Below are 12,465 nucleotides of genomic sequence, written 5' to 3'. Positions count from 1 at the left end.
TTGGCAATTGAGGCCCCCGACTGCGTCCCGCTGCCGTCAGGTAGCGGGACGCAGTCGTTCGAAGCGGGAGGTACGGGTTCCGGCTCTGGGGGTTCCGGTGGTCCAGGCATCGAGCCGGGCGAGGTTCATCGCGGCGGCGGTGAAGAGGTGCTGAAGCCGGGTTTTGGGGTGGCCCCGGTAGCGGGACCGCCGGAGGCCGAAGGCCCGGACGCCTTGGGAGACGGTGGCCTCGATGCCCTGTCGGTGCTGGTAGACGCTCCACCACTCGGGGTCCCGCTGGGCAGCACGGTTCTTCCTCATGGCCTCGTGAGCGGCCTTCTCCCGCAGCATGATCTCCCGGCCCCTGCCGGCCTTGGACGGCGCGCAGTCGTTCACGTCCGGGCAGGACCGGCAGGTGGCTGCGGGAAACCGGACCCGGATCACTGGGATTCCGTGCGAGGAGACACGCGGATACCAGTGGTCGGCGGCCTTGCCGTTGGGGCAGGTGACTCGCTTGTTCTCCCAGTCCACGGTGAAGGCGTCGGTGGCGAAGGTGCCGGATGACTGGGCGGTGGTGTTGTGCTGGATCGGCCCCACGAGTTTGATGCCCGCTTCTTCGGCGTCGGCCAGGCCCTGGGCGTCGATGTAGTTCGCGTCGACGAGGTGCACGGCGGGGAGCCTGCCGTGAGCACGCAGGTCAGCGTGGATGGCATCGATCATTTTCACGTCGTTCACGGACGCGTTGGTGGTGGCGACATGCGTGATCAAGTTGGGCGCGTCCGGCTCGCATGTCTCGGTCAGCTGCACCAGGTAGCCGGTCCAGATGGTGCCTCGCTTGGCGCCGGCGCGAGCGTCGGTGTCGTATGGTGAGAAGGGCCGTAACCGGCCCGGAGGCACGTTCTTCGCGTCCCGTCGGCGGACGGCGCCGTCAACGATCTGGAAGTTGTGCACCCAGATCTGCCGCAGCAGTTCGACCGCCTCCAGCGATCGTGCCTCGCGCGGAGCCTGCGGGGAGAAGACCGCTTCCAACAGGCGCATCCCGTCGGCCCCGGCCTGCCCGACCCACGCCTCGCGCTTATCCTTGCTCCGGGGCAGCCTCGCTTCTTCCACCCGGTGCCCATAGCGGTCGAACCACTCCGTATCCACCTGCGCGGCCAGCCACCGCGGGCACGCTGCGGCGAGCGCGTTCAAGGCCGCCCGCAGTGTCTCCCCGACCATCTCCGCATGGTTGACCGCCCGGATCGCCGCCAGGACCCGGGCAGAATCGGTCCGGGCCCGGCCCGATGTCTTCAGCAGCCCCCGGTCCTTGGCCGCCCGGAGCACCTGCTCGAAGAGTTCATCGGCCATCTGGCCCTTCACCAGGCGGGCTCGGAACTCGCTGAGTACCGAGTAGTCGAAGCCGGTATCGGTCAGCTCCAGCCCGAGCGCGTACTTCCAGTCGATCCTCACCCGCACCGCGGTAGCGGCCTGCCGATCCGACAGTCCTTCAGCGAATTGCAACACCGTGACCAGCGCTAATGCCCTCGGCGGGACCGCTGGACGACCCCGGCATGGGAACAGGGAGGCGAACGCCTCCCCGGAGAAGACCTCCGCGAACTCATCGCGCAGCCGCATCGCCAGCGTGCCGTCCGGACACACTGCCCGAGCCACCCGCTCCGTCTCCGCCGGAATCTCACCCAGCCCCGGTTCCCGCAGCGACACCGACACCCTCCCCACAACGCACCATCGGCCTTCACCACCCACAACCAGGTGATGAAGGCCGACGTCACGCACAGGGGCCGAACTATTTGCCAACAGTGTCCGAACGGCCGGGCCCCATTCGTGTGTCCCGCATCAGCCGGCGGAGAGCCGCTCCACCAGGTGTTCGGTGATGGCGGTCACGGTCGGCTGCTGCCACAGCAGTGCCGACGGCAGCGTCTGCCCGAACCGCTTCTCCAGCCGTCGCCGGACCATGATGGTCATCACGGAGTCCATGCCCTGCTCCACGAGCGGCCGTCGGACATCGAGCACGGCCGCGGCCAGCCGCATCTCCTCGGTTATCTGCTCCCCGACGATCTCCAGCACCCGCTCCCGAAGGGCGTCGGCGGGCAGATCGGCCAGGCTGTCCGGCAGCCCCGCCGGCGCGTCGTCCACGGGTACCTCGGACAACCCGCTCAGGACCGGCGCGCGGTCCATGCCGGCCTCGAGTGGCAGGGTGCCCAGTACCGGGTAGTGCCCGGGGCCGATCTGAGCGGCGATGTCCCAGGCGGCGAACGCCTCGGACGCGGAGACGGTGGTGACGCCCTGCGCCCGCAGGCCGCGGTCGACCTGGTCGTTGACCGCCATGCCCAGCCCCTGCCAGGACGTCCAGCCCAGGCTGAGGGCGTCGCCCCGGTGTGCCGCCAGAGCGTCGAGAAAGGCGTTGGCCGCCCCGTAGGCCGCCTGCCCCGGCAGCCCCAACAGGTGGCCGCAGGAGGAGAACAGGACGAAGAAGTCGACGGTCCCGGGTGGAAAGAACGTGTGCAGGACCCAGGCCCCGTCGACCTTGGGGCGCAGCACCGACCGTACGGACGCTTCGTCGACATGGGCCGCCATACGGTTGTCCAGGACACCGGCGGCGTGCACGACGCCGCTGATGGGTGGCAGCCCCCGGGCCTCGGGCGACTCCAGCAGGGCGTGCGCCACCGACGCGGAGTCGGCCACGTCGAGCGCCACGACGCGCACCGTGACCCCCATCGCCTCCAACGCACGGACGCCCTCGATCTGCCGGCGGACATCGGGCTCGTGCGCCGCGTCCCACTCCGGCCGGTCCGGCAGCCCCCGGCGTCCCGCCAGTACGAGTCGCCGGGCGCCCCGCTCGGCCAGCCACCGGGCAACTTCCAGGCCGAGCCGTCCCAGCCCGCCTGTGATCAGATAGGTCCCTTCGGGCCTGCACGCCAGCGGGCGCAGGCTCCGCGCGGCTTCGGTGCGCCGCAGCTCGGCCGTGGTCACCACTCCCGCGCGCAACCCGATCACGTCCTGCCGCGGCGCGCAGCGCACGACCTGAAGCAGTGTCGCCGCCGCATCGGCCGGACGGTCTGCCGGGAGGTCGACGATCCCGCCCCATGTGTCGCCGTACTCCGTTGCCAGTACCCGGCCCAGGCCCCACAGCGGCGCCTGCGCGATGTGCCCCGCGGCTACGCTCTCACGCACCCCGACGGTGACGCACCACAGCCGCGCGCCGCTCGATCCGGGCGTCTGCTGGACGGTGTCCAGTAGACGCCACGCGGAACGTGCGGCCGCCTCGGGCACGGACACGCCCGCCTCCGGCGCGGCGGCCTGCACCACGACGTCGACGGGGCCGCCGAGTTCCGCCAGTTCGTCGGGGCCGTGCACGACCCGGCAGTGCGCACCGGACGCGCGCAACGCCGCCACCAGACCGGGCTCGACATCGAGCAGCACCAGCTCGCGTTCTGGCGTGGGGTCCGGCAACTCCAGTGGCTGCCAGGTCACTTCGTGCACCAGGTCCAGCGGACGGGTGGTGCGGGCGTTCACCGCCGCATAACGCACCTGGGACAGCCGGGCCACCACCTCACCGGAGGGGTCCCGTATCACCACGTCGAGCACCTCGTCCTGCTCGGTGACCTCGATGTCGACGGTCTCCGGCGGCTGTGGGCCGGTGCGTACCAGCCCTATGCCCGCCACCATGCGCAGGGTCGGGTCGCCGGCGTAGACGGCGGGGGCGACCGACAGCGCCGCGTCGAGCACAGGCGCCCAGGACGTCGCCGGGCCGACCTGGACGCGGGCCCGCAGCCCCGCGTCACCGCGCAGCAGTTCCTCGACGGTCCAGGAGAACGCCATGGTGGGCACGCCGACCTGGGCGAGGCGGCGGACAACCTCCTCGGGGTCGGCGGCCCGCAGCCCCCGTACCCGGGCGGCCGCCTCCGGGCCGCCTTCGGACGCGACGGCCGTCGAATGGGTCAGCCAGCCACCGTCGTCCGTCGCCGAAGCCAGCTGCACCTCGTTCCCCTCGGCGGTCACTTGGACCTCGCGGCGCTCCGCCACGACGAGCGGCAGTCTGAGCACGACATCGTCGAGGGCCGTGCTGTCCGCCGCGGCCATGAAGGTGGCGAGCACCACCGCGGCCGGTACGATCTCGGTCCCGTTGACGGTGTGGTGGCCCGGGTAGGGGCGGGCGGCCTCGTCCAGGAGGGTGCGCCACAGCCGCAACGACCGGCCGGCCACCGGTACCTCGGACCCGAGCAGGGCACCCGAGTCGACATCGTGCTGGAGCCCCTGCCCCACCGCGGTGACCTCCGCACCGTGCCAGTGGCGCTGTCGCCGCCAGGCGACCGGCGGCAGCATGACCAGCTCCCGGGACGGGTGCAGCCGGGACCAGTCGATGTCGACGCCGCGGCAGTGTGCCGCCCCCAGGGCGGTCAGCAGCGACTCCCGTTCGTTCGTGTCGCGGCGCAGGGTGCTCCCGACGAAGCCGTTGTCCGCGTCGTGCTCGGCGAGCGTTTCGCGCACCGAGTGCGCGACCACCGGGTGCGGCGAGATCTCGATGAAGGTCCGGTGGCCGTCCTCGACCGCGGCAAGCGTGGCGCTGGTCAGCAGTACGGGGTTGCGCAGGTTCGCCGCCCAGTAGGCGCCGTTCAGCTCGTCGGCGGCACGCGGGTCGGGCATGGCCGTGCGGTACATCGGCACCTGCGGCCGCCGGGGCGACAGATCGGCGGCGGCCGCCAACTCGTCGACCAAGTCGTCCATCTGGGGGCTGTGAAAGGCCACGTCCGAGGCGACTCGCCGCATCTGGACCGTGTCGTCGCTCCACTGCTCGATCAGCTTCTCGACCGCGTCAGGACTGCCCGAGATCACCGTCGAACCGGAGGAGGCCGAGATGGCGGCCACCACGTCCGTACGGCCGGCGAGCCGCTCGTGTGCCGTCGCGAACGGCAGGCTCGCCATCGCCATCGCCCCCGCGCCCGCCACCTTGCGCAGCAGCCCGGACCGGCGGCAGCTCAGCCGGGCGCCGTCCTGCGGGGACAGACCGCCGCAGGCGACGGCGGCCGCGATCTCGCCCACGGAGTGCCCGATCACCGCGGCCGGAGCGACGCCGTAGGCGCGCCAGACTGCCGTTAGGCCCACCTGCATCACGAAGATCGCCATCTGGATGCGGTCGACGCCGCTCAGGTCGTCGGAGAGGATCAGATCCCGTGCGGAGAGGCCGGCCTCTTCGACGAAAACCGGATCCAGTTCGTCCAGGGCCGAGGCGAAGGCGGGCTCGGAGGCCAGGAGTTCGCGTCCCATGCCGGGCCACTGCGAGCCGTGTCCGGAGAAGACCCACACCACACCCGTGTCACGGCCGTCGTCGCTGGTGCCGCCCATGGTCCCGCGCGCGGGTGTCCCCTCGGCGACCGCGTGCAGCTTGCCGACGAGATCCGCCCGGTCGGCCGCCACGATCGCGGCCCGGTGCTCCAGATGGGATCTGCGTCGTGCGAGAGTGTGCCCCACGGCGCCGAGCGGCGGCTCCGCCCCGGCGATCACCTCCGCCAGCCGCTCGGCCGTGGCCCGCAGTGCCGTCTCGGATGCGGCCGACAGCGGGTACAACGTCCATACGCCGGCAGCCAGTTCCTGACGTTCGGTGTACTCGGACGGCAGGGGCGCCTCTTCCAGCAGAAGGTGACTGATCGTTCCGCCGTAGCCGAAACCGGAGACCCCGGCGCGGCGTGGCCGGTCGGTCCGGGGCCAGCGCGTGCGCCGGGTGACGACACTCAGCCCGGAGCCGTCCCAGCCGATGGCAGGGTTGCCCGTGCTGAAGTTCAGGCTGGGCGGAATCTCCTCGTTCGCCAGGGCGAGCGTCGCCTTGATCAGGCTCGCCACTCCGGCGCCGGCCTCCAGATGGCCGATGTTCGGCTTCACCGACCCGATCAGGCAGGGCCTGCCGGACGGGCGGCCGCGTCCGTATACGGCGCTGAGCGCCCCGGCCTCGAGCGGGTCTCCGAGACCGGTGCCGGTGCCGTGCGCCTCGACGTAGCCCACGGATTCGGGGGTGACCCCGGCCCGCCGACACGCCTCGGCGACGAGGGCGCGCTGGGCGTCACCGCTGGGTGCCATGATCCCGTTGGTGTGGCCGTCCTGCTGGACGGCTCCGCCGCGGATCACCGCGAGCACACGATCGCCGTCCCGCTGGGCCGCGGACAGCGTCTTGAGTACGAGCAGCCCGCCACCCTCGCCGCGCCCGTACCCGTCGGCCGACGCGTCGAACGGCTTGCAGCGTCCATCGGAGGCCGTGGCTCCGGCGGCCCGCAGGGTCAGGGTCAGCCCCGGCGAGATGATGAGGTTGACGCCGCCGACGAGCGCCAGTGAGCACTCGCCCGCGCGGAGGCTCTGGCACGCCAGGTGTGTGGCGACCAGCGACGCGGAGCACGCGGTGTCGACAGCCAGACTCGGACCGCGCAGATCGAGCAGGTGCGAGATGCGGTTGGCCGCCGCGCACATCGAACTGCCGATCCCGGTCCATGCCTCGATGCTCGGCAGGTCCTCCAGCATGCGTCGGCCGTAGTCGTCGGACCCGATACCGACGAACACCCCGGTGTCGCCACCGGCCAGGTCCCGCGGTGGGACACCCGCGTGCTCCAGGGCTTCCCAGGCCAGTTCCAGCAGCAGTCGCTGCTGCGGGTCCATGAGTTCGGCCTCACGGGGGGTCAGCCCGAAGAACGCCGAGTCGAACCCCGCGATGTCGCCGAGAAACCCTCCGGGCACGTCGGCCTGCCGTACCGCCGACGCGTAGTCCGGGCCCAGACCCCGGTAGGACTCCCAGCGCTCCGCGGGCGCGTTCGTAATGCCGTCCCGGCCCGTGATCAGCATGTCCCAGAACGCCTCGGGTGACTCGGCGTCACCGGCGAACCGGCACGCGAGGCCGATGATGGCCACCGGCTCCCGGTCTTCTTCCGATGCGGGTGAATGGCGCTCCATCTGGACTCCTAGCCTCCTGCGACGTTGTCGTGTACTGCGCGTTCAGCTGTGCCACGGGGCCGGTTCGACGATCTCCACGACGGCGCAGGAGATGGTCACTCCGGGGCCGACGCCCAGCATGAGTATGTGGTCGCCCGGCTTCAGCCCGCCCTGCTCCAGCAGGTGGTCGAGCGAGATGATCTGGTCGCTGGCGCCCAGATGGCCGACGGTCCGGCCGAACTCCCAGGTGGAGCGGGACATGGCCAGCCCGAGTGCGGCCATGCACCGCTGCTCGACGATCTCCCGGGAGTAGTTCATGTAGGCGACCCGCGTGATGTCACCGATGCCGACGCCGGCCTCGGCCAGCGTGCGCTCGACCACGGTCAGGGTCTGTTGGTGGATGCGGATCAGCGCCGCGGTCCCGACCCCGTCGCCGATCGCCTGACGTTTGTAGTCGGCGTTGCGTGCCGCGAAGTCCAGGCGGCGGCCCAGCGTCGGCCCCGGAGGGAAGAGCGGCTCGGCGCCCCGGTGCATCTGCTCCGCCTCCGGGACCGAGATCGATCCCACGGCCAGAAGCCGGGCGAAGGACGGCTCGGTGGTGAGCAGCACGGCGCTGGCCCCGTCGCCCGCTACATAGCCGGGGCCCATCCGCCATCTGTCGATGAGGGGTGTGCCGAAGTTGTCGGCCGCGACGAGCAGGGCGTGGCGTGCCCGGTCGCTGCCGCCGAGGTAGCCCGCGGCGAGTTCCAGGGCGGCGAACATCCCGTTGCAGCCCTGTCTGACCTCGACTGCGAGCACGTCCGCGCCGACGAGACGGCGTTGCAGCAGATACTGCGGCTGCCAGCCGTCGGGCCCCTGGTGCCAGGAGCTCGCGTAGAGGAGCAGGTCGACGTCCTGTGGAGGGTGCCCGGCGCGCTCGAACGCCTGGCGTGCCGCGAGCAGGGCCAGTTCGGGGGCCGGGACGTCGCCGGCGACGGCGGCCCCGCCGAGCTCGTGGAGCTCGGCCTCCTGGGCGGGGTAGCGGCCCTCCTCGACCGCGGTCGCGATGCTGACGGGGCGCGGCACGTGCGCCCCGATGCTCTTGAGGTACACGCCTGTGACATTCAACCGAGAACCACCTTGTCTAGGGCCTGTCCGTCGGCCGGCCCGGCCCGTCGGCGACGATCGACTCGAAGGCGCTGATCAGCCGCGACAGCATGCGGTCTGCGTCCGTGCGCCGGAACAGCTCCGGGTGGTACCCCAGCCGCAGGTGGAAGGGCGGGCCGGGCACCACGGCCAGCCGCAGCGGGTAGTGGGTGTCGTCCTCGACCTCGAAGGCCGTGAGCTTCAGATCGGTGAGGGGCGCTGCCCAACGGGTCGGGTCGAAGGAGTAGTTGACGAACATGATCGCGCTGTCGAAGAGGTCGGGGCCGAGGTCGGTGCTGCGCAGGATGTCGCCGAGGCCCAGGTAGTGATGGGGCATCAGCTCGGCCTGGTCGGCCTGGAGCCGGCCGACCAGCGCGGAGAGAGGTTCGTCCGGCCGTCGGCGCACGCGGACCGGGATCGTGTTGGTGAGCAGGCCGACCATGTGCTGACTGCCCGGCAACTCCGGCGCCCGTCCCGAGACCGAACATCCGAAGACCACGTCGTCGAGCCCGGTCAACTGGCCCAGCACGGTGGCCCAGGCGACCTGCACCAGTGTGTTCACGGTGACTCCGTGGGTGCGCGCGTACGCGTTCACGGATTCGGCGAGAGCAGGGCTCAGATCGCAACGGACCTGATGATGGCGGTCGGCCGGCGGCGCACCGGGAGCCACGAGGGTGGGCGCGGCCAGCCCGTCGAGGGCGCTGGACCACGCGCGCCGGGAGGCGTTCCGGTCCTGGGCGGCCAGCCAGCCCAGGTACCCGCGATACGGCACGACCGGCGGCAGCGCACCGCCGGAGTACAGCGTGAACAGCTCCTGGACCAGCGTGGACGTCGACCATCCGTCCCAGAGGATGTGGTGCGCGGTCAGCACCAGCCGGTACGAGGTGGGGGAGAGCCTGAGCAGGAGGAAACGCAGCAGCGGCGGAGCAGCGAGGTCGAACCCCTTGTCGCGGTCCGCGGCGGCCAGCCGCCGTGCCTCGGCCGCCCTCTTCTCGTCCGGCTGAGCGGCCAGATCGACCTGGTCCCAGGGCAGCGCCACATCCGCGTACACCACCTGAACGGCTTCGGGCAGCTCCGCGTGGGCGAACGCCACGCGCAGATTGGAGTGGCGCACGAGCAGTTGCTCGCCGGCCGCCCGAAGGGCCCGGGTGTCCAACGGGCCCTCGAGGTCGAACGTCAGCTGGGAGGCGTAGGCGTCCGACGACGGCCCGGTCAGCAGGGAGTGGAAGAGAAAGCCCTCCTGCAGCGGGGACACCGGCAGCACCTCGGTCATGGACGGATGCGCCGTGCGGAGCGCCGCCCGTTGCTCCGTCGTGAGGTCGACGACGGCGCTCGTGAGCTCGGTGACCTCGGTCGGGGCGATGCCGGCCGCCACCGACGCCAACTGGCCGATCGTCGGATGCCGGAAGACGTCGCGCGCGGAGAACTCGATGTTCTCGGCCCGTGCCCGGCTGACCAGGGGAACCACCGCGATGCTGTCTCCGCCGAGGTCGAAGAACGAGTCGTGCACGCTGACCCGCTCCACTCCCAGCACCTCGGCGAACAGGGCGCACAGGGCGGACTCCAGAGAGCCCGCGGTCGGCTCGTCGGCCTTCTCCGCTGTCCGCACCGGCATGGTCAGTGCCCGGCGGTCGACCTTTCCGTTGGGGGTGAGCGGTATCTCTTCGAGGAGGACCACGGCGGACGGCACCATGTACTCCGGCAGCGACTGGCCCAGGAACCGGCGCAGCTGGATCGGCGTCGTTCCGTGGTCCGGGAACGGCTGTACGAAGGCGATCAGACGCGGGCGCCCCGGCTGATCCTCACGGACGATGACGACCGCCGTACGGACACCCGGGTTGGCCATCAGTGCCGCCTCGATCTCACCGGGTTCGATCCGGAAACCGCGCACCTTGACCTGGTCGTCGATGCGGCCGAGGAACTCCAGCTCGCCGTCGCCCCGCCACTGCACGAGATCGCCGGTGGCGTACATACGCGAGCCCGGTAGCCCGTAGGGGCAGGGCAGGAAGCGCTCGGCCGTCGGGCCCGGCCGTCGCACATAGCCGCGCGCCAGGCCGGTGCCGGCGATGAACAGCTGTCCCGGCGCGCCCGCCGGAAGCGGCTGCAGCCCGGAATCCAGCACGTACACCTGGGAGTTGTCGATGGGGCGTCCGATGGCGGCCTGCGTGCCGGGGACCAGCGTGCTCGTCGTGGTGGCGACGGCGGCCTCGGTGACGCCGTACACGTTCACCATTCGTCGTCCCGCGCCCCACCGCCGGACGACCTCCGGGTCCACCCGCTCGCCACCGGTGATCAGGACGGCCAGATCCGGCAGTTCCGGGTGGGGCAGTTGGGCGAGCATCGCCGGGGGGATCGTCGCATGGGTGATCCGCTCTGCGGCGAGCAGTGTCAGCAGGGTCTCGGCGCCCATGGTGCGCGCCTCGGGGGCGAGCACCAGGCAGCCGCCCGTCAGCAGCGTCGGCCAGATGTCGCCCGTGGCGACGTCGAAGCTCGGAGAGACGAACTGCAGTGCGCGGCTCGTCTCGTTGAGCCCGAAGCGCCGTGCGTGGTCCAGGACGAAGTTGCGCATCGCGGAGTGCGGGACCGCCACCGCCTTCGGTCTGCCGGTGGAGCCGGATGTGTAGATCAGATAGGCGGGGTGCGCGGGGTCGACCGTCGCGGCGGTGACGGGGGCCTCTACGGGCTCGTCCGGAGGCGGGGCCACCGCCGAGATCACGCAGCCCGGTGCCAGGTCCGAGAGCATGTACTCGATCCGTTCGGCGGGGTAGTCCGGGTCCACGGGTACGTACGCCGCACCGCTCTTCAGGACGGCGAGCATCGCCACGATCAGCTCGGGCGAGCGGCCCAGGCGGATCGCCGCGAACTCCTCGGGCCCCAGCCCCTGTGCACGCAGGTCGGTCGCCAGTGCGTTCGACCACGCGTCGAGTTCCGCGTACGTCCACGAGCGCCCGTCGTGCCGCACCGCTGACGCGTCCGGTGTGCGAGCCGCCTGCCGGGCGAACAGCTGCGGCACTGTCTGTGGCGGTACGTACCGGGTGGTGCGGTTCCGCTCGGTCAAGAGGTGCTGCCGTTCCTTGGGCAGCAGGGTGTCGACGCGTGACAGGGAGCGGTCGGGCGCGGCTGCCGCCTTCTTGAGGAAGGCCATCAGACGGTCGCGGTGGTCGAGGAACCCGCGTTCGTCGTGGCTGTCCGGATTCGCTTCGAAGACCAGCGTCAGGCCCGTCGCGTCGCCGCTCTCGGCGACACTGACCGAGAGGTCGACGATGGGGCCGGAAGCGAGGTTGTGGGCGGTCGCCGGATGTTCCCCGAAGCGCAGAGTCGGGTCGCCCGGCATGAAGTTGATCATCGGCCCGATGAACGGGCGCCCGTTCTCCTCCAGTTCGAGATCGCGGCGCAGGTCCTCGGCGCGGTACCGCTCGTGCCGCAGTGCGCCCCGGACCTCCTCCGCGACCTGCGCCACCAGGTTGGCCAGACTCCGCGAGGCGTCGACGCGCAGACGCAGCGCGATGGAGTTGGTGGCCATCCCGGGCGTACGGCGGGACGCGCCGCTGCGGCGTCCGGCCACGGGCAGGCCGAGGATCACCTCCCGCTGACCGGTCACCCGACGGGTGTAGGCGGCGATTGCGGCCACCAGCACGATCTGCCAGGTCACTCCAGCGGCAGCCGCGATCGCGTGCAGGCCGTCGACTTCCGACGCGGTCAGTGCCCCGGGGGCGGTGAGCCGTCGTGGACCGTCTCCTTCGGAGGCCCGGGGCCAGCCGGGCAGGCGGGTGGCCCCGGGCCGGTCGGCGAAGCGCTCGGTCCAGTACTCCCGGTCGCGCTGGAACTGCGCGGAAGCCCGGTAGTCGCGGTCCTCGTCGATGAGCACGGTGAGCGGGGCGAACTTCGGGCCCGGATCCGGTCGGCCGTCGGCCAGCGCGGAGTAGAGGGCCGCCAGCCGTTTCCCGATCATCCGGATGCTGTAGCCGTCGACGAGGGCGTGGTGCATCCGGTAGTAGAAGTAGTAGCGGTCCGGGGCCAGTTCGAGCAGGGCGAAGGCCGAGACGGGCGGGCGCGACAGGTCGACGGGGCGGGTGAGGTCGGCCTGCATCCAGTCGTGTGCCGCGGCCTCCGGGTCACGGCTGCCCGAGCAGTCGATCAGCGGGAGTTCCGTGTCGTCCGGCGGCTCGACCAACTGCCACAGTCCGTCGGCCGAGTCGATCGACCGGACCCGCACCACGTCGGCCTCGGCCCGTAGCCGGGCCCAGGCCGAGCGCAGGAGCCGGATGTCCAGTGCCCCGTCGACGGCGAGGTACTCGGCGCAGTTGAAAGTCTGTTGCGAGGGGTCGAGCAGATGGGCGAACCACACCCCCCGCTGTGCCGCGGAAAGGGGGATCCGTGCGAGGTCGGTCATAGCGCTTCACATCCTCAGAGGGTGTCCGGCGGCATCACGGGAGGGGGCCGGTGGTG

General features: G+C 71.4%; 4 protein-coding genes. All 4 read right to left on the bottom strand.

Annotated elements, in window-relative coordinates; genetic code table 11:
* Positions 1 to 36: 36 nt before the first annotated feature.
* A complete protein-coding gene (locus KN815_RS03670) occupies positions 37 to 1,680 on the bottom strand; it encodes an IS1182 family transposase (RefSeq protein ID WP_216340105.1) in 1,644 nt (547 codons plus the stop codon).
* 132 nt (positions 1,681 to 1,812) lie between these two features.
* On the bottom strand, positions 1,813 to 6,912 hold the full coding sequence (locus KN815_RS03665; protein ID WP_216340103.1) for a type I polyketide synthase: 5,100 nt from the start codon (positions 6,910 to 6,912) through the stop codon (positions 1,813 to 1,815).
* Positions 6,913 to 6,954: 42 nt separating this feature from the next.
* The gene (locus KN815_RS03660) at positions 6,955 to 7,998 is read right to left on the bottom strand and encodes a ketoacyl-ACP synthase III family protein (protein ID WP_216340101.1); all 1,044 of its coding nucleotides are present in this window, start codon (positions 7,996 to 7,998) and stop codon (positions 6,955 to 6,957) included.
* A 16-nt stretch (positions 7,999 to 8,014) separates the two neighbouring features.
* Entirely contained in the window at positions 8,015 to 12,409 is a 4,395-nt protein-coding gene (locus KN815_RS03655; protein WP_216340099.1) for a non-ribosomal peptide synthetase, read from the bottom strand.
* Between the last annotated feature and the right edge of the window lie 56 nt (positions 12,410 to 12,465).

Source organism: Streptomyces niphimycinicus (genome assembly GCF_018883605.1).
In the GTDB taxonomy this organism is placed as follows: Bacteria; Actinomycetota; Actinomycetes; order Streptomycetales; family Streptomycetaceae; genus Streptomyces; species Streptomyces niphimycinicus.
This window is presented reverse-complemented; position numbering and strand designations above follow the sequence as displayed.

Bases quoted from the DNA above. Each gene is read 5' to 3' on its own strand.
- KN815_RS03665 (WP_216340103.1), bottom strand. From the start codon at position 6,912: ATGGAGCGCCATTCACCCGCATCGGAAGAAGACCGGGAGCCGGTGGCC.
- KN815_RS03655 (WP_216340099.1), bottom strand. From the start codon at position 12,409: ATGACCGACCTCGCACGGATCCCCCTTTCCGCGGCACAGCGGGGGGTG.